At 64.1% G+C, this 20,813-nt stretch carries 17 protein-coding genes and 1 tRNA gene; 11 read left to right on the top strand and 7 right to left on the bottom strand.

What is annotated here, in order from left to right; translation table 11 throughout:
* Positions 1–13 precede the first annotated feature (13 nt).
* From C2138_RS07270 to aceE, 4 genes are all read right to left on the bottom strand, one after another.
* On the bottom strand, positions 14–1,012 hold the full coding sequence (locus C2138_RS07270) for a beta-ketoacyl-ACP synthase III (RefSeq protein ID WP_108516684.1): 999 nt from the start codon (positions 1,010–1,012) through the stop codon (positions 14–16).
* Positions 1,013–1,015: 3 nt separating this feature from the next.
* Positions 1,016–1,930 (bottom strand): ACP S-malonyltransferase, encoded by a 915-nt coding sequence (locus C2138_RS07265; protein ID WP_108516682.1) that lies wholly within the window; start codon positions 1,928–1,930, stop codon positions 1,016–1,018.
* A gap of 105 nt (positions 1,931–2,035) precedes the next feature.
* On the bottom strand, positions 2,036–3,244 hold the full coding sequence (locus C2138_RS07260) for a PucR family transcriptional regulator (protein ID WP_108516680.1): 1,209 nt from the start codon (positions 3,242–3,244) through the stop codon (positions 2,036–2,038).
* Positions 3,245–3,257: 13 nt separating this feature from the next.
* Complete coding sequence (gene aceE / locus C2138_RS07255; RefSeq protein ID WP_108516678.1) at positions 3,258–5,984, bottom strand: pyruvate dehydrogenase (acetyl-transferring), homodimeric type; 2,727 nt, start codon at positions 5,982–5,984, stop codon at positions 3,258–3,260.
* Positions 5,985–6,171: 187 nt separating this feature from the next.
* Here aceE and C2138_RS07250 point away from each other — a divergent pair, with 187 nt between their 5' ends.
* The 6 genes from C2138_RS07250 (at position 6,172) to C2138_RS07225 (ending at position 10,300) form a co-directional block, all read left to right on the top strand.
* The gene (locus C2138_RS07250; protein ID WP_108516676.1) at positions 6,172–6,633 is read left to right on the top strand and encodes a peroxiredoxin; all 462 of its coding nucleotides are present in this window, start codon (positions 6,172–6,174) and stop codon (positions 6,631–6,633) included.
* Positions 6,634–6,696: 63 nt separating this feature from the next.
* Positions 6,697–6,772, top strand: a tRNA-Val gene (locus C2138_RS07245).
* A gap of 333 nt (positions 6,773–7,105) precedes the next feature.
* Positions 7,106–8,032, top strand: coding sequence for an ABC transporter ATP-binding protein (locus tag C2138_RS07240; RefSeq protein WP_108516674.1), 927 nt, complete (start codon positions 7,106–7,108; stop codon positions 8,030–8,032).
* Positions 8,029–8,910: an ABC transporter permease subunit gene (locus C2138_RS07235; RefSeq protein WP_108516672.1), complete on the top strand. Its 882-nt coding sequence runs from the start codon at positions 8,029–8,031 to the stop codon at positions 8,908–8,910. Before C2138_RS07240 ends, C2138_RS07235 begins: the two co-directional genes overlap by 4 nt.
* Before the next feature lie 175 nt (positions 8,911–9,085).
* Positions 9,086–9,841, top strand: a complete 756-nt coding sequence (locus C2138_RS07230) for a DUF1345 domain-containing protein (protein ID WP_108516670.1) — start codon at positions 9,086–9,088, stop codon at positions 9,839–9,841.
* Between the two features lie 33 nt (positions 9,842–9,874).
* Entirely contained in the window at positions 9,875–10,300 is a 426-nt protein-coding gene (locus C2138_RS07225) for a MerR family transcriptional regulator (protein WP_158268747.1), read from the top strand.
* Positions 10,301–10,434: 134 nt separating this feature from the next.
* On the opposite strand, the gene C2138_RS07220 is transcribed toward C2138_RS07225, so the two are convergent.
* The 3 genes from C2138_RS07220 to C2138_RS07210 all read right to left on the bottom strand — a co-directional run bounded on the left by C2138_RS07220 (position 10,435) and on the right by C2138_RS07210 (position 14,445).
* On the bottom strand, positions 10,435–10,707 hold the full coding sequence (locus C2138_RS07220) for a hypothetical protein (RefSeq protein WP_108516668.1): 273 nt from the start codon (positions 10,705–10,707) through the stop codon (positions 10,435–10,437).
* Between the two features lie 562 nt (positions 10,708–11,269).
* Entirely contained in the window at positions 11,270–12,295 is a 1,026-nt protein-coding gene (locus C2138_RS07215; RefSeq protein WP_108516667.1) for a zinc-dependent alcohol dehydrogenase family protein, read from the bottom strand.
* Between the two features lie 140 nt (positions 12,296–12,435).
* Positions 12,436–14,445, bottom strand: a complete 2,010-nt coding sequence (locus C2138_RS07210) for a DUF262 domain-containing protein (RefSeq protein WP_108516665.1) — start codon at positions 14,443–14,445, stop codon at positions 12,436–12,438.
* 121 nt (positions 14,446–14,566) lie between these two features.
* Between C2138_RS07210 and C2138_RS07205 the strand changes: the two genes are divergently transcribed.
* The 5 genes from C2138_RS07205 (at position 14,567) to C2138_RS07180 (ending at position 20,796) form a co-directional block, all read left to right on the top strand.
* Positions 14,567–15,340 carry a hypothetical protein gene (locus C2138_RS07205; RefSeq protein WP_108518923.1) on the top strand — a complete coding sequence of 258 codons (774 nt, stop codon included), beginning with the start codon at positions 14,567–14,569 and terminating at the stop codon, positions 15,338–15,340.
* A gap of 92 nt (positions 15,341–15,432) precedes the next feature.
* Positions 15,433–16,251, top strand: a complete 819-nt coding sequence (locus C2138_RS07200) for an ABC transporter ATP-binding protein (protein ID WP_108516663.1) — start codon at positions 15,433–15,435, stop codon at positions 16,249–16,251.
* 94 nt (positions 16,252–16,345) lie between these two features.
* A complete protein-coding gene (locus tag C2138_RS07190) occupies positions 16,346–19,096 on the top strand; it encodes a purine-cytosine permease family protein (RefSeq protein WP_159078165.1) in 2,751 nt (916 codons plus the stop codon).
* 65 nt (positions 19,097–19,161) lie between these two features.
* Complete coding sequence (locus C2138_RS07185) at positions 19,162–19,980, top strand: Nif3-like dinuclear metal center hexameric protein (RefSeq protein WP_108518921.1); 819 nt, start codon at positions 19,162–19,164, stop codon at positions 19,978–19,980.
* Between the two features lie 75 nt (positions 19,981–20,055).
* Complete coding sequence (locus C2138_RS07180; RefSeq protein WP_241961068.1) at positions 20,056–20,796, top strand: zinc ribbon domain-containing protein; 741 nt, start codon at positions 20,056–20,058, stop codon at positions 20,794–20,796.
* Positions 20,797–20,813 lie beyond the last annotated feature (17 nt).

The following is a 20,813-nucleotide window of genomic DNA, read 5'->3' as shown; positions in this document are numbered from 1 at the left end:
ACCGTGGGCAAGTTTAGGGCAGAACCACGACCTGGGCGCCGAAGACGAGCCCAGCGCCGAATCCGATTTGCAGGGCGAGGCCACCACTGAGCTCAGGATGCTCCTGCAGCAGGCGATGGGTGGCCAACGGAATCGACGCTGCCGAGGTGTTTCCGGTCGTGGCGATATCGCGGGCAACGAGCACGGTTTCGGGCAGTTTCAGTTGCTTGGCGAACTCGTCGATGATGCGCATGTTTGCCTGGTGAGGAATGAATGCAGCCAGGTCGTCGGCAGTGATCCCGGCGACCTCAAGCGCCTTGCGGGCAACCTTGGCCATGTCCCATACCGCCCAGCGGAAGACCGTCTGCCCTTCTTGGCGCAGCGTCGGCCACTTGGCATCGCCGTCCCGGTAATCAACGAGGGTCGCGTTCATGCCGACCGCGGCAGCCTTGGAGCCGTCAGAGCCCCACACAGGGGCCGAGATTCCAGGAAAGTCGCTCGGACCGATGACGACAGCCCCGGCACCATCGCCGAGAAGGAAGGAGATCGAGCGGTCGGTCGGGTCCACAATGTCCGAGAGTTTTTCTGCGCCAATCACCAGGGCGTAGTGGGCAGCCCCGCTGCGGATGAGAGCATCCGCCTGCGTCACCGCATAGCTGAAACCTGCGCAGGCGGCGTTGGTGTCGTAGGCGGCAGCGGGATTAGCGCCCACCCGGTCGGCCACGACTGCGGCCATCGACGGGGTTTGCTGAACATTGCTGACCGTGGCGATGATCACGAGGTCGATGAGGTCGGGCGCGATGCCGGACTTCTCGATCGCCTCCTGAGCCGCTTCTGTTGCCAGATCTATTGCGAGGATTCCGACGGAGGCGCGGGTGCGGGTCACGATTCCCGTGCGCTGCTGGATCCACTCGTCGCTGGAGTCGATGGGGCCGATGAGAGCCTCGTTAGGCACGGACACATCGCCCCTGGCCGCGCCGTAGCTCAGGATGCGGGTGAACTGGGGGCCCGTTGACTGGATAAGAGTAGGCACGAGTTACTTCCCGTCGATGAGGTCGAAGGCGGCCGCGAGGTCGTCAGGGGTTTTAATGGCCACGGTCGGAACACCGCGAAGGGCGCGCTTGGCGAGTCCCACGAGAGCGCCCGCTGGGGCAACCTCGATGATGCCGGTGACGCCGGTAGCACCCAGCGTCTCCATCGTGAGGTCCCAACGCACGGGAGATGACACCTGGCCGACAAGGAGGTCGACAAAGGCTGTGCCGTCGTCGACGGTGCTTCCGTCGCGATTGGTCCAGATGGGCAGAGTAGGGGCGTGCGGTGTGATGGATGCGGCTGCCGCGCGAAGGCGGTCGACGGCGGGGGCCATGTGCTGAGTGTGGAAGGCCCCGGCAACCTGAAGCGGAATGACCCGGGCGCCTGCTGGCGGGTCGCTCTTGAGTGCTTCGAGGGCCGCCAGATCGCCAGCGACGACGATCTGTCCGCCACCATTGAAGTTGGCGGGAGCGAGCCCTAGCTCCGAGAGGCGTGCCAGAAGCTCTGTCTCGTCGCCGCCCACCACCGCACTCATGCCGGTGGGCGAGGCCGCAGCAGCATCCGCCATGGCAGCGCCGCGTTCTGTGACGAGCCGAATGGCATCGTCGTCGCTGAGGATGCCAGCTCCGGCTGCTGCCGTGAACTCGCCGACGGAGTGGCCGGCGATTCCGCCAATCGCGTCGCGCCGCTGCTCCAGAATGCTGCCGAGCGCCAGGAGGCCCGCGGCCACGATCAGCGGCTGGGCCACTGCGGTGTTCCTAATGGTGTCGGCATCGGATGTCGTGCCGTGGGCGGCGAGATCCATTCCAGCAGCCTCGGAGTATCGCGCTAGCTGACTCGCGTAGCGGGAGTCTGCGAGCCAGGGCTCGAGAAATCCGGGGGTCTGGGAGCCCTGTCCCGGGCAGACGATGACAATCACTTATCTAGTTTCCCAATCCTGAGCAGATTTATGCTGCGCATTTCGACGAAGATCACGCCAAAGCTTTGTGTGCGGAGTCACACTACCGCGGCTCCACTCGGTGGGTTAGTGCGTGGAGCGACGGCGGGGAAGGTGCTCTGTCTCCGCGATCGACCCCACGATGAGGGCAGCCTGGAGGATGAGCGACTCCCGCGCCCCGGTCGCATCCCAGCCGATGACCTCGGAAACCCGCTTGAGCCTGTACCGCACCGTATTGGGGTGCACGAAGAGCTCGCGGGCCGTTGCCTCAAGCGACCTGCCGTTATCGAGGTAGCACCAGAGGGTGCCGAGAAGCTCAGTCGAATGAGCCTGCAAAGGCTTGTAAATGCGGTTGATTAGGGTCGACCGCGCGAGCGGGTCTCCAGCGAGAGCGCGCTCGGGCAGCAGATCGTCGGCCAGCGCCGGTCGCGGGGCGTTGCGCCATGACCGAGCGACCGCGAATCCCGCAAGCGCGGCCTTTGCGCTCCGGGAGGCTTCGACCAAAGAGGCAACCTCAATGCCGAGGATGAGGTAGCCATCACCGAATCCGGGCTCAAGGGCCTTCGCGATTTCTAAGAAGGTGACCCGCGGGGTTCCGCCCTCTTCCACAGGTGCGGATGCCGCAGGGGTCGAGCGGCCGATTACGAGCACCAGGCGACTTCCCTGCACCCCGATGAGAACATCCGAATCGAGGTGGCGGGCGGTGCGCCGAAGCATGTCGACATCGAGCATCTTGGGGGCGGTGCCGACAAGAACCGAGACCTCACCGTGGCCATGCCACCCGAGGGCAGCGATGCGGCTGGGCAGTTCGTCGTCGTACTCGCCACTCAAGATCGAGTCGACGACAAGGGCTTCGAGACGGGCATCCCACAACCCACGAGCCTCAGCCGCACGGGCATACACATCGGCTGCCGCGAAGGCGATTTCGCGTGAGTACAAGAGAATCGCCTCGCGTAGCGACTCGTCTTTGCCCTTGACCCGCTCCTCGACGACCTCGACCGTGACCTTAATCAGCTGAAGAGTCTGGGTGAGACTCACCGAGCGAAGAAGCTCCCGAGGGGCCGCCCCAAACACATCGGCCGCGATCCACGGCGTCGAGCTTGGGTCGTCATACCAATGAATGAACGAGGTGATGCCGTTCTGCGCCACCATGCCCACGGCCGAACGACGCCCCGGTGGCATGTCGCCATACCAGGAGAGGGTGTCTTCAAGTCGCTTGAGAGTCGCGGTGGCGAGCTCGCCTGACACAGTCTTGAGCCAGGCGAGCGTCTGCTCCTTGGTGCGGGGTGCGGCCATCGGGTGTTTGCGCCTAGCTCTCGCCGCCGGCGTTGCCGGAGGTGCCCGCGGTGACATCGAGAAGACGGTACTTCTCGATCGCGCGGAGCGGGACATCGGCCTCTACGAGACCGCGCTGGGCGAGGGACTGAAGCGTGCGCACCACAATCGACGGACCGTCGATGTGGAAGAAGCGTCGCGCCGCAGCCCTGGTGTCGGAGAATCCGAACCCATCGGCCCCAAGGGTGGCGAAGTCATTGGGCACGAACTGGCGGATCTGGTCAGGCACGGAGTGCATGAAGTCCGTAGCCGCAACGATCGGCCCCTCGGCACCGGCAAGCTTCTCGGTGACATAGGGAACGCGCTTCTCCTGCTGCGGGTGGAGAAAGTTGTGCTCCTCTGCGGCAACGCCATCGCGGCGAAGCTCGTTCCACGACGTCACCGACCAGACATCGGCCGAAACGCCCCAGTCCGCTTCGAGAAGCTCCTGTGCCTCAAGCGCCCACGGCACGGCAACGCCGGAGGCCAGCAGCTGAGCCTTGGGGCCCGCTGCCTCGGACTTCTTGAACAGGTACATGCCCTTGAGCAGGCCGTCAACATCCAGGTTCTCCGGCTCGGCGGGCTGCAGAAGCGGCTCGTTGTAGACCGTGAGGTAGTACATGACGTTGGGGTCGGGGTGCGTTCCCCCGTACATGCGCTCAAGTCCTGCGCGCACGATGTGGCCGAGCTCGTAGCCCCAGGCGGGGTCGTAGCTGACCACAGCGGGGTTCGTGGATGCCAGCAGCGGCGAGTGTCCATCGGCGTGCTGCAGGCCTTCACCCGTAAGCGTTGTGCGGCCTGCGGTCGCGCCGATGACGAAGCCACGAGCCATCTGGTCGCCGGCGGCCCAGAAGGCGTCGCCCGTGCGCTGGAACCCGAACATCGAGTAGAAGACGTAGACGGGGATGAGCGGCTCGCCGTGGGTGGCATATGACGTGCCCACCCCGGTGAAGGCCGCGACAGCGCCTGCTTCGTTGATGCCAACGTGGAGGATTTGCCCCTGCACGCTCTCCTTGTAGGCCAGAAGAAGCTCACGGTCCACAGACGTGTAATGCATGCCGTTGGGGTTGTAGATCTTGGCGGTGGGGAAGTAGGCGTCCATACCAAACGTGCGAGCCTCATCCGGAATGATCGGCACGATGCGGTGACCGAAGTCCTTGGAGCGCAGCAAGTCTTTGAGGAGGCGAGCGAACGCCATTGTGGTGGCGACTTCTTGCTTGCCAGAACCGCGCTTGACGACGTCGTAGGTCTTCTCTTCGGGAAGGCTCACCTGCGTGTACTTTGACCGACGCTCAGGCACATAGCCGCCGAGCGCGCGGCGGCGCTCGTGCAGGTACTGGATGGCCTCGTCGTCGTTGCCGGGGTGGTAGAACGGCGGCTTGTAGGGGTCCGCCTCGAGCTGAGCGTCGGTGATCGGGATGCGCATCTCGTCGCGGAACTGCTTGAGGTCGGGCAGCGTGAGCTTCTTCATCTGGTGGGTCGCGTTGCGCCCCTCAAACGACTTGCCGAGTCCGTAGCCCTTAATGGTGTGCGCCAGGATCACGGTGGGCTGGCCCTTGTGCTCGGTCGCGGCCTTGAACGCCGCATAAACCTTGCGGTAGTCGTGGCCACCGCGCTTGAGGCCCCACACCTGGTCGTCGGTGTATTCCTTGACCAGGTCGAGCGTGCGCGGGTCGCGGCCGAAGAAGTTCTCGCGCACATAGGCGCCATCCTCGGTCTTGTAGGTCTGGTAGTCGCCGTCAGGCGTCACGTTCATGAGGTTGACGAGGGCGCCATCGCTGTCGCGAGACAGCAGCTCATCCCATTCGCGGCCCCAGATCACCTTGATGACATTCCAGCCAGCGCCGCGGAAGAAGCTTTCGAGCTCCTGAATGATCTTGCCGTTGCCGCGCACGGGACCGTCGAGGCGCTGCAGGTTGCAGTTGACAACGAAGTTGAGGTTGTCTAGCCCGTCGTTGGCGGCGAGCTGCAGTGCACCACGAGCCTCGACCTCGTCCATCTCGCCGTCGCCGAGAAAGGCCCAAACCTGGGCATCCGAAAGGTCCTTGATGCCACGGTTGGTCAGGTACTTGTTGGTCTGCGCCTGATAAATGGCGTTGATCGGGCCGATGCCCATGGAGACCGTCGGGAACTGCCAGTAGTTCGGCATGAGACGGGGGTGCGGGTACGACGAGAGGCCGTAGGGGGCGCGAGACTTCTCCTGGCGGAAGCTGTCAAGTTGCTCTTCGCCGAGGCGTCCTTCGAGGAAGGAACGGGCGTACATGCCGGGGGAGGCGTGGCCCTGGTAGTAGATCTGGTCCCCGCCGGACTCGTGGTCCTGGCCACGGAAGAAGTGGTTGTGGCCGACCTCGTACAAGGATGCGGCAGAGGCGTAGCTGGCGATATGACCGCCGACTGCGATGCCGGGCCGCTGGGCGCGGTGCACCGTGATGGCGGCGTTCCAGCGAATCCAGGCGCGGTAGCGGCGCTCGATGTCTTCGTCACCGGGAAACTCTGGTTCATTTTCGGCAGCGATGGTGTTGATGTAGTCGGTGGTGGGAACCATCGGAACACCAAGCTGAAGGTCTTTGGAGCGCTTGAGAAGGCTCAGCATGATGTCGCGGCCGCGACCCCGCCCTTGGGCCTCAACAAGCCCGTCGAGGGATTCCTGCCACTCTGCTGTCTCTTGGGGATCCGAGTCGACATGGTTCATCGAGTACGGGTCCTGATCGTGAATTGACACGGATTGCCTCGTTCTGGTTATTGAGTACATTCGATGCCGACTGCGAGTCCGTTTGTCACGGTCTCCGCCTTGCGCGGCTCCCTCATCCTAGTAACTCAAACGGGCTTTCATTTGGATGGTTCCCACAGCGATGGCTACCATGTCGCGAGGATTCCCCTCCGATTCACGCCCACGCAAAGGATGCACTATGACAGTTGATGTCGGTACCGTCGCCCCAGATTTTGAGCTGCAGAATCAGTTTGGCGAGTCGGTGTCTCTGTCGGCATTTGCTGGCAAGAAGCCCGTCGCATTGGTTTTCTACCCGCTCGCGTTCACGGGCACCTGCACGGGCGAATTGTGCGAGCTGCGCGACAACATCGCAATGTTCGCCGACGCCAATGTTGAACTCCTCGCTATCTCGGTTAACAACAAGGCGACCCTCCGCGTGTTTGCGGAGCAGGAGGGCTATGAGTTTTCGCTTCTCGGCGACTTTTGGCCGCACGGTGAAGTCGCCCGCAAATACGGCGTGTTCATCGAAGAAGCTGGCATTGCCACCCGGGCCACGTTCCTCATCGACACCGACGGCGTCGTTCGCGCCGCCTTCCAGACGGCACCAGGGCAGGCCCGCGACCTCGCCGCCTACCGCGAAGCACTCGCCGCAATCGCATAGCATGGTCATCGGTTCGCGTGCGGCACGCTAGTATTGGTGACCGGTTCGCATCGCGAATCATGAGGGCCTTTAGCTCAGCTGGTAGAGCGCCACGTTTACACCGTGGATGTCATCGGTTCGATCCCGGTAGGGCCCACCACAGAAAAGCCCCGGTCAGCATCGTCTTGCGGACCGGGGCTTCCTCATTGGGCGACTCTCAGGTTAGCCCTCGTGAGAACGTAGGTGCCCATCGCCAGCTGCCTGACCTGCTCGGCTTCCTAGGTGCGGGCGTCGGTCTTGAGCGTGAACGTGCGAGTCGAGAATATGCGCCCGCTGGCGTAGACCCGCGCCCGCCACTTGCCGCGCGATGGACGAAGTCGCGATCAGCACGGGGGTGTCCCTCTTGACACTGTCCCTGCCACATAGTTTCCACTAGGTGAGCTAGTTTCTCGCTCGGCAGTACGACCTGCGGCACCGCAGAGAATGGAGTCGTATGATTCACGCTCAGTCCCTGACCAAACGCTACGGACCGAAGACCGCCGTCGACGGCATCGACTTCTCGGTCGCTCCGGGACGAGTAACCGGTTTCCTTGGCCCGAACGGGGCGGGCAAGTCGACGACGATGCGCATGATCGTCGGGCTCGATCGCCCCACCTCCGGCACGGTAACGATTAACGGGCGGCCCTACCAAGACCACCGGTCGCCGCTGCACGAGGTGGGAGTGCTCCTCGACGCGCGTGCCGTGCACCCAGGGCGCACCGCCCGCGACCATCTGCTCGCAATGGCGGCGACGCACCGCATCGGAACGAAGCGCGTCGACGAGGTCATCCGCCTCGCCGGTCTCGACTCGGTGGCGCGGAAGCGCGTACGCGGCTTCTCGCTGGGAATGGGACAGCGCCTCGGGCTCGCCACCGCACTGCTCGGCGACCCCGCCACGCTTATCCTCGACGAACCGGTCAACGGGCTCGACCCCGAGGGCGTCGTTTGGGTGCGCCGACTCGCCCGCTCCCTCGCCGCGGAAGGGAGGACGGTCTTGCTCTCGTCGCACCTGATGAGCGAGATGGCGCAAACCGCGGAGCATCTGATCGTGCTCGGGCGCGGAAGGGTGCTCGCTGATGCACCTGTCAGCGAGATCATCGCGAAGGCGTCGGGGGACTCCGTGCTGGTGCGTGCGAACGATGCTGCCCGTCTCGGCGCGCTGCTCGCCGCGCAGGGCGCCGGCGTCACCAGCGCCGAGACGGGCCTCCTCTCGGTCACCCAGGTCGCCGCGGCGCGAATCGCGGAGATCGCGGCCGGAGCCGGCATCATCGTCTACGAGCTCACGCCCGTGACGAGGTCTCTCGAAGAGGCGTACTTGGAACTGACTCGTGATGAGGCCGAGTACACGACCACTCAGATCCCTTCGGAGGGAACCCGATGAGCGCGACCACCACTCCAGTCTTCACGGCCACAGGACAGAACCTCAGCATCGGAGGGATCATCCACTCCGAGTGGATCAAGCTCCGCAGCATCCGATCGACCTGGTGGATCTACGCCGCCATCGTCGCGATCACCGTCGGTGTGGGAGCTCAGATGTCCTCCTCGACGAGTTTCGCCTGGTTCGACGGAGAGGTCGCACAGACAGGCCAGCAGTACGCCGGCGTGAATGTCATCAATCTCAGCACCGATATCAACGTTCTTATCGTGGGCGTGTTGGGTGTGCTGGTGATTTCTGGCGAATACAGCAGCGGAATGATCAGGTCCACCCTCACGGCTGTACCGCGTCGGGTTCCCGCGCTGCTCGCCAAAGCGTTGGTGTTCGCCGTCGTCACCTTCCTTATCGGTGCAATGGCGGTGGCCGTCACGATCCCGATCTCCATCCCGCTTCTCGCCGGGAACGGCATCGACATCCGCCTCGACGACCCGCACTACTGGCGTGCCATGATCGGCAGCGTCGGCTACCTCGTGATGGTCGGGCTCATTGCCTTCGCGATCGGCGCGTGCCTGCGCAGCATCGCCAGCGGCATCGCCACGGCACTCGGATTCGTTTTCGTCGTACCGCTCGGGCTCGGCCTCGTGGCCGGTGGTGCCGCGTCGCAGGTCTGGTTGCAGAACCTCGTAGCGCTGCTCCCGTTTAACCTGGGCCGAGCCCTCACCAGCCACCCGGGCTACGCCGAGTTCGTTGCACCGGGCTCACCGCTCAACCGAGCCGATGGTCTCTGGGTCCTCGAACCGTGGCAGGGCGCTCTCGGCCTCGTGGTCTGGGTCGTCGTACTGTTCAGCGTGGCGATCGTGACGCTCAAGCGTCGCGATGCGTGAGCGATCGCATGACGCGTCCGAGGATGAGGACCGTTGCTGAATCAGTGCACGTACCCGCTCTGCCGGTCATGCGCAGAGCCTATCTGTGCAGAACTAAAGCAGAGCCAGCCGTAAGTCCCTACCGATCGAGGCTTTCAGCTTTTCCTCGCGAGCCAGCATCCTGAAAGATGGCGGTATGAGCCCACAGCACGCGCGGCCCCGACCATGGGAGGGCGCACGGCGCACGGCGCCGGCATTTCGTTGGAAAACCGACTTCGTGCGGGTGACCGTCAGCACCGTGGTGGCCACGCTCGTCACGGCGCTTGTCCTGCTGGCCATCATCCGGTTCACCGATGTCGACCTGAGCGAAACATTGCAGATGCAAGTGACGGCCTTCGTCATCCTCTGGCCCACCTACACACTCGTCTACGTCGCCTGGGGGTCGTGGGTGTACTCGCGGCTCGATCACGCCTCCCTCGCGCAGGTAATCGCAGCCGACGATGAAGGCGAGCGACGCCTGCTGTCCCGGCTGCTCGGACTGACGGGCACCACCAACACGACCATCTCGGCCGCCGTCGTCGCCGTCGTCGTCACCGTGGTGATCGGGCAGCGCCCCGAGTTTCGCGGGGAAGCCGTCTACATCGCCGCAGCCCTGTCAATGGTCGCGAGTTCCTGGATACTCATGGTCTTCTCGTTCGCGCAGACCTACCTGCGCCTCGGGGTTGCCGACGACGGCGAACACGTGCGCTTCCACTTTCCCGAGCGGGCACGCTTCGGCGACTACGTGACCCTCGCCGTGCTGCTCTCCACTATGGCCGCCACGACACCCGCTCAGCTCAATTCGCGCCGAGCATGGCGCGTCGTACGCACCAACGTGATCATCGCGTTCGTCTTCAACTCGGTGGTAATCGCGATGATGGTCTCCCTCCTGTTCGGCGGCCTGTTCAGCTGAGCGAGGGTTCTTGCAGACCTGAAGTCAGCGGCCGTGAACACCGTCCGCCACTACCACCGCGTGGGCGTGCTCGAGGAACCTGATCGCATGTCGAACGGGTACAAGAAGTACGAGGTCCGGCATCTGATCCGACTCCTGCAGATCCGCCGCCTGCGCGACCTGGGAGTGCCCGTCGACCGGATTCAGCAGGTGGGGTTCGGCGACGACACTCCCACTGCAGCGCTGACGGCGGTTGATGCGGATCTCGCGAAGAGCATCGAGCGGCTTCAGCGTGCTCGCGCTGAGATCAGTGCGATCCTCATCGGCTCTTCCGTGACGGACCTGCCTCCCGGTTTCGAAGGAGTCGCCCTCTACAACCCAGCGCAGCTCGACGTGATCGTCCGGGCGAGCCGGCTCGCGCATGAGCAGATGCAGCAGCGCGATGCCGAGCCGGCCGACGAGGGGCGCGCGTCCGAATAGCCGCTGTCATCACCGGACGTGTCACCGATCGCGAACGCATCCATGGAAATCTCCTCTCTTGTGGCCGCTCCCGGCGCCACGCCGGATCTCAGCGGTCCGTTGTTCAAGCTCGGTCTTTGCCTCGGGCTATGACGTCATCGTGCGTCGGCGTCCGCGGGGAGCGCCTGCCGGCGCTTGACCCGCTTGCCGAGCGCTCTGTAGCCGACGATCCCGGCGATGAGCACCGCCACCGCGCCGAACCGGACGGCTGTGCCGGCGACGGTGTCCGCATCCGGCCACAGCCCGAGCACGCTCCGCACGCCGCCAGGAAAACTGGAGACGTCGGCGATGCTGTTGACGAAGCTCCCTGCCGCGATCACCCAGGCAAAGATGATGACGGCGAGGAGCGCGACTCGAATGGGTTTCATCGCTCGATTCCTCGCGATCTCGCTGATCGATGTTGCTCGTATCGTTGGCGCGGACGTGAACCTCGCGCGTTCTCGTTTCTCATGACGTTCAGCGAACACCGTGTTGTCGGAACACGGTCAAGCGTCCGCCTAGAGTCGCCGGGGCTGGCCCACGGCGACGTCGCGGCATGATGGGCGACCGTGACGGGACCGCTGAGATGGATGGACGGAATCGGCGGCGAGTCGGTCTGAGCGGTCGGCAGGCGCGGGATGCTCGCACGTTGCCCCAGCAGGTGACGGAGGCGATAGAGCCAACGCTCGCGCGTGGCTTCGACCCTGGCGAAGCCAGGCGGGCGCTCAAAGCCGCCATCGCAGCCCTCCTCGTGGAAGGTCAGGAGTCAACGGCGCTCGCCTCAGGAACGAAAGTTCCGCATGTTTCCGGGCTTCTGCTCGCGCCAATCGGGTCCCGGTCACATTTACACCGTGGATGTCATCGGTTCGATCCCGGTAGGGCCCACCACAGAAAACCCCCGCACAGTGTGCGGGGGTTTTTGGTTGCGCAGAGTTCGACAGCGTGCATTTTCTACAGCGTGAGCATGACTTTGATGGCGCGGCGCTCATCCATCGCCCGGTACCCTTCGGCGGCATCCTCAAGGGGCAAAGTGACGTCGAACACCCTGCCAGGGTCGATGCTGCGGTCGCCGATCAGCTTGATCAACGTCGGCAAAAAATGCCTCACGGGAGCAGGGCCGCCGTGCAGGTGCACGCTTCTGAAGAACAGGTCGATGCCCCGCAGCTCCACGCCGTGCGAGACCCCGACATAGCCCACGTACCCGCCGGGCCGGGTCGACTGAATCGCCTGCGACATAGAGAGCTGTGTGCCTACCGCTTCGGCAGTGCCGTGCGCTCCATATCCGTTAGTGAGCTCTCGCACCTTCGCTGCGCCCTCGTCGCCACGTTCCTCGACGATGTCGGTTGCTCCAAACGCACGCGCGAGTGCCTGCCGCTCGGGATGGCGGCTGAAGGCGATGATCCGTTCGGCCCCCAGCTGCCGTGCGGCGAGGATCGCGCAGAGCCCCACCGCGCCGTCACCGACGACGGCGATGGTGCGACCGGGGCCGGCCTGCGCGGCGACCGCGGCATACCAACCCGTACCAAGAACGTCGGATGCGGCCAGCAGCGGGGCAATGAGGTCATCGGCGGGGTATGCGGGGGTTGCGACCAGGGTGCCGTCGGCGAGAGGGATGCGCGCGTACTCAGCCTGAGTGCCGATCGACCCCATCATCACGTTGTGAATGCACCGCGACTGATATCCGGATCGACAGATCTCGCACGTGTTATCCGAGGCCACAAATGAGCCGACGACGAAGTCTCCCTGGCGAACGCTCGTCACCTGGTCGCCGACGGTCTCAACCACTCCGACGTACTCGTGACCCATCGGCTGCGGAACCGCCGCAAGCGGCTCCAACCCACGGTATGGCCATAGATCGGAGCCACATATGCACGTGGCGGCGACCTTGATAATGGCATCGGTGGGTTCGAGGATGGAGGGCATGGGGCGGTCCTCGACGCGAACATCCCCTGGGGCGTACATCATTACACCGCGCATCTCGTGACCTCTTCGCTTCACCAAGGGCCGAGCGGGCCCTGTCCGTTCTTTGGCCAGCCAATGCCAATCTCGCTGGGAATGCCAGTGCGAGAACGATTCGCAACGTGCTGGCGGTGCCGGCGAGCGAGCGCTAGCAGAAGCTACATTGCGTCGCCGATGTAGGAGTACTTGACGAAGACATCGGATGCGAGTCCAGACTCTTCGAGCACTCCCTGCACGGCCGTCAGCATGTATTTGGAGTCCCAGCCCATGTAGAGAAAGTGGGAATCATCCAGTGCATCCCACTGCCCGTTCCACGCTTGCGCGTCGAAGATAGGCCCGCCGCGCCGGGCGCTGAAGGCGACAACGCTGTCGCGGGAGTCGGCCCACAGCCGCTTGAATACTCGATTGAAAAGGTACTTGACGTCGTGCACTTCCCAGTGCTCGCCGCGGTACTCAACGTAGTCAAACTCACGCTCCCACCCGCGTGGCCAGCCGCGGCGGCGTTTGGCGTCGAGAACGGGGGTCAGATCGTCATCGTCAATCTCACCGGATGCTGGGCGAGCCCAGATGCGGAGGAACTCGGTCGTGAGGCGCGCTGTGCGCTCCGAGATGGCTGCCGTGTTCCAGGTTTCAACAGAGGCGAGTTCGCGGGTCGCGGCGACGCCACTCTGCGAATAGATCGTGTCGCGCTTCACGGCGAAGGGCTCGTTGCCCGCCCGCATTGCGAGGTGCGGTTCGAGAAGAGCGAGGTTACCCAGAGTCTGCGAGAGGGCACGGTAGCTGTTCTGCTCGTCCTCGCTGAACTCGGACCAGGAGCGCACGCCATCGCCCGACCAAGAATCGCCGGGAGTGACGGGAAGGATGTGCTCAACATCCAGATCCGCAACCCGATCGTGGTTGGAAAGACGGTCGAGCACGTATGCGGGGTGGGGGAGGGCGCCGTACTTGAGCGCAACCCGCACCCGCTCATCTGACGGGGTGATCCGCGCACTCGCGGAGGCCAATACCGAGGGGCCGTGCGCGCTAGCGCGGCACAACCGTGCGACGAGGCGGCCATTCTTGAGGCCGACGGCAGTGCGCCGCAGCAGCAGCGACTGGATGTTCTCGAGTGTGTTGATCAGAGCATCCCGAGCCGACATGCCCAGGCGGTAGTCGTAGTAGGCCCGCATGACGAGGGGGTACATACCCCGGCCAAACGTGTTGACGTAGCCGAGCTGCCGGGCGATCTCCTCATCCGGCTCGTGCGTCGGGTCGAGCAGCGCGCTGTAGACCTCCGAAAACTCGCGCCACTCGGTGGCCTGCTTGCGGAGGATGTGGAGGTCTAGCCGTGGAAAACGGTGGCGGAACGTGTCGTAGACGCCTCGACCGTCGGCGGCGTCGATTTCGCGACCCGTCGTCATGATCATGAAGTGCCGCCAGAATGCGCCGATTGCGTCGCCCGTGTTGTGTTCGATGGGCAGCCAGAAACTATCTTCGATTTCGCTCTGCTCGGCGTGCGAAAGACCCATCAGCACGTAGTTGTGGATCAGCTCATGATCGCGCAGCGGTTCACCCGTCGAGTTGAGGCTCTCGAACGTCTGCTGTGCATTGGCATTGGTGCCGAGTGTGATTGAGACATGCTCAAGGCGCTGCAAACCAGACCAGATTCGCGGCACCTCCTCGGCCGGAATCTGGCTGCGGAAGAACGCGTAGTTGTTGTCGAAGCGAGAGTCGCGCAGCTCGGCGTCGGCGGGGCGTCGGTCAAGCACGACGCTCTCGAAGACGTCAGCCCACTCGCGGTGAGGGCGGAGCTTCGTGCCCGGCTCGCCGGCGTTGCGCATGAGCACGGCCTCAAGGTGGGATGCGAGCTCAGGGTCGACGTTCTTGACCGTGTGGTGGAGCGCCGCGATGAGCAACATGATCGTCGTGATGCGCTGCTGGCCGTCGATAAGCACGAGGTCGCCAGCGGAGCCGTCGTTGCTCGAGGTCGAGAGGATTGAACCCAAGAAGTGAGTCTGCTGGTCCTCGGAATCGGCGACCGCGCGGATATCGGCGAGCAGTTGTTCGCATCCACCAATGTCCCAGCGGTATTGCCGCTGGTAGACGGGAACGATGATCGTGGTGGCGGGGGCTGAAAGCCATCGAATTGTGTTGACAGCGGTGGCGTCGACGTTCGTGGCGGTATCCATCTGAATGTTTAGCTCCTCAGGTGCTGGCCTTCCCAGTGTAAGTGGATGTCGGCTGTTAGGCTTACCTAAGTTGGGCCTGTTAAAACGTGCTGGCCCCATACGAAAGGGAATGATCCGCCTCATGGGTTACATCAAGTCCGCCGCTCTCGAAGAGACCGGCTATGTCGTACTCGACCGCTACAACAAGCCAATCGATCCCAAGGAATGGCACGACATCGAATATGTCGACTGGAAGTCCTCGGGAGAGACCCGCTTTGCGCCCCTCGCGAGCGCCAAGGGTGAGATCGAGGTCAACGGCTTCTGGAACCACAAGCCGCCGCGCACCGACAAGGATGGCGTCTGGATCCCGTCGCAGGTAGAGAAGGCTCCCACGCTCGTAGAGCGCGCTCTGGAGCCCGGTGCAAACGTCGGCCGCTGCCGCGTGATCGAGCTCATGCCGAACACCTACGCCGACACCCTCTACAACCTTCACCAGGACGACAACAACCGTCTGAACCCCGACGGCACTGGCTGGGTAGTTCGCGGCTTCTTCAACCTGTCGGACGACAAGGACAGCTACTTCGTTCTGCGCGAGAACCGCACTGACCCGAGCGTTGAGTACCGCATTGCGCTGCCCGCCGGCGCGCAGGTAATTGTCGACACGCAGCGCCTGTGGCACGCCGTCACCCACAACGGCACCGAGCCGCGCTACTGCCTCATCACGTCGTGGGAGTCCGGCCCCGAGCTTGACGCCTACATCGAGAAGTACAACGGCGTGAGCCGAGTTCCCAACGTCGAGGTACCTCAGGAGGTTCTCGATGCAGGTCAGGCAGAGCAGGCTCGCCGCATCGCCGCCCGCGCCGCGTACTACGCGGCAAAGGGTCAGGCCGAGAAGACCGCTATGAGCGAGGCGTAACCCTCGCCTCAGCACCAGGAATCATGCGGATGCCCCGGTCACCCGACCGGGGCATCCGTCGGTTAGGCGCGAAGGATCTGCCAGGAGATCGCATGACCAGACTGCACGGCGAGCACCTCGACATCGGCTACGGCGATCGTCGAGTGGTGCAGGATGTCGACATCGCTATTCCCGATGGTTCCTTCACGGTGATCGTGGGGCCGAACGCCTGTGGCAAGTCGACACTTCTCAAGGCACTGGGCCGGCTGCTCGCACCCCAGTCGGGCACGGTAACCCTCGACGGCCGTGCCATTCACGAACTGCCGTCCCGCGAGGTGGCTCGTCGCCTGGGGCTCCTGCCGCAATCATCGATCGCCCCCGACGGAATAGCGGTCGAAGACCTCGTCGCACGCGGCCGCTTTCCCCACCAATCGCTGCTATCGCGATGGTCGAGAGAGGACGAAGAGGTTGTCGAGCAGGCCATGGCAGCCACGGGCGTTTCTGATCTAAGGGGGCGGCTTCTCGATGAGCTGTCGGGCGGCCAGCGTCAGCGCGTCTGGGTGGCGATGGTGCTCGCGCAACAGACGCCTCTGATTCTGCTCGATGAGCCCACGACCTTTTTGGACATCGCGCATCAGGTCGAGCTGCTCGATCTGATTGAGCGACTTCGCGGAGAGGGTCGCACGGTGGTTGCCGTGCTGCATGAGATCAATCTCGCCGCACGCTATGCCTCACATCTCATTGCGATGAAGGACGGGCGCATCGTCAAGGAGGGTCACCCTCGCGATGTTGTGACCGCCGAACTCGTCGAAGAGGTTTTCGGCATGCCATGCAGGGTCATTGCCGACCCAGACAATGGCGCGCCCGTCGTGTTGCCTCGGTCACGCGCAGCAGCAGCGGCCGACATCGCTCGTGGATATCCACTCTTCTGAACCGCCGTCGAGCAGTTCACCCCGGACTAACCCGGATATTCGGCACATCTGAAGTTTCCTTCGCTTGGTCGGAGCGTGTCGCTAGTATTTGGCCATGGATGACCTTCACGCCGCCGATCAGAGCGGCAAACTCGGCAATGAGCCGGTGCCTCACGCATCCATCAGTTCCCCCGATTTCGCCCACGATCAGGCGCAGGGGGTCAGCGCAGCACAGAGCTCGGCAGGGCTAGAAGACGATGAGCTTGCCGATGTGATTGAAGGGCAACTCGCCCAGGCAACGTCATCTATTCCCATCATCACGTCGGCGATGCTCCGCGCTGTGTCGCCAACCAGCGACGATCTCTTTGCCGCTTTGATGGGCGACATCGATGGAGAGACGGGGGCAGCGGATGCCCGTGCTGCGGACGCGGAATCACGGGGCACCGAGTCGGTTTCGTTCGCCTCAACCGCACATCACGAAGAAGCCCAAGCCTTCGACATACCTCTCGACGAGGTCGCAGTCGACGAGGACCCGACCACGGATTTCGAGCCAGTCTGGATTGAGCCAGCGTTCTACGATGAGTCGGTCTTTGGCGGTGTAGAGTCCCCCCACGAACCTGCGTCCTACGACGAGCCGGCCGCACTCGTTGAGCCGCCCACGTTTGCCCCGTCGGAGCCTGTGCCCAGCCACATTTTCGCCATGCCAGTGTCGTCGCGGTTCGCGCCCGCCCCTGAGCGCGCGCCTGAGCGCGCGCCTGAGCCGGAGCCGGAGCCGGAGCCGGAGCCGGAGCCTGAGCCCGAACCGCAAGCGCCAGCGATCCCCGAACTGGTCGAACCACCGTCAACCCCCGCGCAACCTTCCGGGTCGCCACATCAGGGTTTCTTCCTCACCGCCGCTCCGCCGCCCATGCCGGGGTCCAATGTCATTCCCGCTGGCGATTTCGCACTGCCTGACCCCCCTCGCCACCGCTCTCTCGCCGACCATGAGCTCGTTTCTGTCGTGCAGAGTTCGCAGGGAACAAGCGGCGCTCTGGCTGAGCTCGAGATGCAGCTTCAACTGCGCATCGAAGAGGCGCGGGATTTCGAGGAGTGGGAGCGGGCAATGCTCGCAATCGGTTCCCCTGGTGCTTTCGAGGCCATTCAGCAGGCGCGACGAGTGCGGGCAGCGCGCCTGATGCCTCCGCAAGCTCCGGTTGAGGCCCCGAACCCCGTGGTGGAACCTCCCCAGTTTCCGTCAGCCATGGACGAGTCCGACCTGGACGATGAGCCATCCGCCGAGCTCAATCTGGCTCCTGAATGGCTGCCGGTCAGCGCGGCGTCACGTGGCCTCGCCAGTGACTCGTTCCCTAGTCCTCCTTTTCAGCAGGCTGAAGAAGCGGCTCCGTTAGCGGCGACCGCCGCTGGTGCCGCAGCGGCCGCAGACATGGGGCCCGAGACGCAGCGAACTTCGATCATTGAGCGCAATGACGGCGAACCGACGCCCCAGGAGTTGCGAACAAGCCGCGCCATAACCATGTTCTGGCTCTGGTTTGCGCCCCATTCTTCGGTCATCGGGGTCGCCGTCGGAGCCTCGATGCTCGCGCTGGGGCTCAGCCTGCGTCAGTCGCTCGTCGCCGTGCTCGTGGGTGTCGCCCTCTCGATGATTCCCCTGGGGCTGGGTACGCTCGCCGGCCGTTCAACGGGGCAGCCGGCGATGGTGGCCTCTCGTGCTGTCTTTGGGGTCGTGGGCAACATTCTTCCCGCCGTGATCTCTGTGGCTACGCGCATCTTGTGGGCTTGCGCTCTCGCCGTGGTTTCTGGCGGGGGAGTTGCTGCGATCGTCGAGCAAGTCGCTGGTTTCGATGCCCCCTGGGTTGGCATCGTCGCTGCTGCGGCAACCCTGGCGGTCGGCGGTCTTGTAGCCGCAGTTGGCTACACCGTCATCGTGCGGGTCTCGGTCGCTGTCGGAGTGCTTTCGGCAGTGCTCGTTGGGGCGCTCGTAGCCTTCACTTTGCCGTCGCTTGATGTGGGTCAGGCTCTTTCGGTGCCAGACGGTTCGTGGCTTGTGACCCTTTCGGCCGCTGTCGTGGTCTTCAGTGTCGTCGGGCTGGCGTGGGCCACGAGCGGCGCAGACGTTGCCCGCTACCAACGCGCTGTCGGTTCGGGTGCGCCAGCACTGGCGTGGGCGATGGCGGGCTGTGTGATTCCCGCAGTTATCGTGATCGGCTATGGCGCGATTCTTGCTTTCTCCGTGCCGGATGCCTCGGCTGCCTTAGCCGCGAATCCTGCTGAGGGTCTCGCCGCAGTTGTGCCCGGCATGTTCCTCGTGCCACTGCTGGTACTGCTCGTCGGGGGCCTGGTGTGTGGCGTTACGATCGCGCTGTATTCGGCGGGGTTCGGTTTAACTGCCGCAGGCCTCACGGTTGCGCGACCGATCGCTGTGGTCGTGGCGTCGGTGCTCGCCCTCGCAGCTTCTCTCGCGCTGAGCTTGGGTTCCCAAGGATTCGGCATCTGGTTCCGCGACGGGGTCACGACGTTCGCGGTTCCTATGGCCGCGTGGGTCGGAATTGTCGGGGCCGACTTCCTTCTGCGCCGCAGGCCCCTCGACGGCCTCTCCCTAATGCGGAGGGGCGGCGCATACCCGCACGTGGTTCCCCTCAATCTGGTGACGTTCATCGGCGTGACGGCTCTCGGGTGGGGCTTTACGACGGCCGAGCTTTCCGGGCTCGCCTGGCAGGGGTACCTCTGGCAGGTGGTGGGGGTTTCCCCCGCCTCGCCTGCGGCGTCCACCGATGTAGGCGTGCTCATGGCGTTGGTCCTCGGGCTTCTTGTCGCTCTCGCGACAGGGATCCCCGCTATTCGCCGCCAGGAGTCGCTGAGGCGCTGAGGCGCTGACCCGCTGAGGCGCTGAGCCGCTCCGCTCGAATGCCCTGCCGTCGGTAGACTGTGGAGGTGTCTGTAACTGTTGCCGAGGTCTCCGCCGTCATCGAGCAACTCTGGCCAGCGCGCGGCGCCGAGGACTGGGACGCGCCGGGGCTTGCCGTGGGAGACCCGTCGGCACCCGTCGAATCAATTCTGCTTGCGGTCGACGCCGTCGCCGACACGGTAGAAGAGGCGGTCGCCTCCGGTGCAGACCTGCTCATCGTGCACCATCCGCTCCTTCTCCGCGGAGTCACCAGCGTCGCCGAAGACCGTTACAAGGGCGCACTGATCGCCCGGTTGATCCGCAGCAACTGCGCGCTGCTCGCCGCCCATACCAACGCCGATGTCGTTGAGACGGGAACCTCTGCTGTGCTCGCGGAACGGCTCGGCCTCCAGGCGATGCGCCCCATCGTCGTAGGTGCCCCCGAGTCTCGAGGGCTCGGCCGTGTCGGCACCCTCGGCTCGCCGATTACCCTGGGCAGACTTGCCCGGATCCTTGCCGAGATCCTGCCGCCGACGGCCAGTGGTGTGCGAGTCGCCGGCGACTACGAGCGGGAGATCTCCACCGTTGCCCTCTGCGCGGGCGCGGGGGATTCACTTCTGAGCGACCCGGCTGTGAGGGCAGCGGACGTGTACATCACGTCCGATCTTCGCCATCATCCTGCATCTGAGGCTCGCGAAGCAGCACGTCTCGGCGGGGCTCCGGCTCTGATCGACATCTCTCATTGGGCGAGTGAATGGCTCTGGCTCGAAACCGCAGCCGAGCAGCTTCGCGCCATGCTTCCCGGCGTCACGGTCACGGTGAGCGATGCACGCACCGACCCGTGGGACTTCGTCATTGTTCAATAGCGCGGCACAGTATTTCGTTCGCCCCAATCGCTCACTAGCCCATTCAACTCAATTACCGAGAAAGCGAGAACCGCGATGGCATTGAAAGCCAGTCCCGATTCCCAAGCCCAACTTCTTGCCCTGCAGGCTAGCGATACGCGTCTTGCCCAGTTGGATCACCAAGCCAAGGCGCTGCCAGAAAACGCCAGGCTCGCCGAACTCGCGTCGTCCCTAGAGACACTCCGCCAGCGACTCCTGACCGATACGGGAGCCGTTGAAGACGCGCGCCTGGAGCTCGGACGCATTGAGGCCGATGTTGCCGTGGTCGAGGCGCGTATTGCGCGCGACACGGCACGGCTCGAGACCTCCGCCTCGGTCAAAGACGTCGCAGGCCTGGAGCATGAGCTCGCCTCCCTGCGCCGACGCCGTGACGATCTCGAAGACATTCAGCTCGTTGTTATGACGCGTCTCGAAGAAGTCGAAGCGACGGCGCGAGCTACCAAGGCCGAGTTTGACGAATTGAAGGCTACGGCGAGTCAGGTTGAGGCCGAGCGCGATGCATCACTCAAGACTCTGGCAAGCGAGCGGGTTCACGCTGCCGCAAACCGACAGACAATCGCAACGAAGATTCCTGAGGATCTTCTCGCGCTTTATGAGCGCCAGCGTTCGCGCTACGGTCTCGGTGCGTCGCTGCTGCGCGGAGGAGTCTCCTCTGCCAGTGGTGTGAAGCTCAACGAGAACGACATGGCACGCATCCGTGCCGCAGCGCCTGACGACGTCATCCTGTGCCCCGATTCTGAGGCCATCCTGATTCGCACCGACGAATCCGGCATCTGATCTGAGCCGTCGCGCTG

This window comes from Salinibacterium hongtaonis, from assembly GCF_003065485.1.
Lineage (GTDB): Bacteria > Actinomycetota > Actinomycetes > Actinomycetales > Microbacteriaceae > Homoserinimonas > Homoserinimonas hongtaonis.
This window is presented reverse-complemented; position numbering and strand designations above follow the sequence as displayed.

Coding starts and splice junctions, on each gene's coding strand:
- C2138_RS07260 (WP_108516680.1), bottom strand. CDS start 3,244: ATGGCCGCACCCCGCACCAAGGAGCAGACGCTCGCCTGGCTCAAGACT.
- C2138_RS07250 (WP_108516676.1), top strand. CDS start 6,172: ATGACAGTTGATGTCGGTACCGTCGCCCCAGATTTTGAGCTGCAGAAT.
- C2138_RS07240 (WP_108516674.1), top strand. CDS start 7,106: ATGATTCACGCTCAGTCCCTGACCAAACGCTACGGACCGAAGACCGCC.
- C2138_RS07235 (WP_108516672.1), top strand. CDS start 8,029: ATGAGCGCGACCACCACTCCAGTCTTCACGGCCACAGGACAGAACCTC.
- C2138_RS07230 (WP_108516670.1), top strand. CDS start 9,086: ATGAGCCCACAGCACGCGCGGCCCCGACCATGGGAGGGCGCACGGCGC.
- C2138_RS07220 (WP_108516668.1), bottom strand. CDS start 10,707: ATGAAACCCATTCGAGTCGCGCTCCTCGCCGTCATCATCTTTGCCTGG.
- C2138_RS07215 (WP_108516667.1), bottom strand. CDS start 12,295: ATGCGCGGTGTAATGATGTACGCCCCAGGGGATGTTCGCGTCGAGGAC.
- C2138_RS07210 (WP_108516665.1), bottom strand. CDS start 14,445: ATGGATACCGCCACGAACGTCGACGCCACCGCTGTCAACACAATTCGA.
- C2138_RS07205 (WP_108518923.1), top strand. CDS start 14,567: ATGGGTTACATCAAGTCCGCCGCTCTCGAAGAGACCGGCTATGTCGTA.
- C2138_RS07200 (WP_108516663.1), top strand. CDS start 15,433: ATGACCAGACTGCACGGCGAGCACCTCGACATCGGCTACGGCGATCGT.
- C2138_RS07190 (WP_159078165.1), top strand. CDS start 16,346: ATGGATGACCTTCACGCCGCCGATCAGAGCGGCAAACTCGGCAATGAG.
- C2138_RS07180 (WP_241961068.1), top strand. CDS start 20,056: ATGGCATTGAAAGCCAGTCCCGATTCCCAAGCCCAACTTCTTGCCCTG.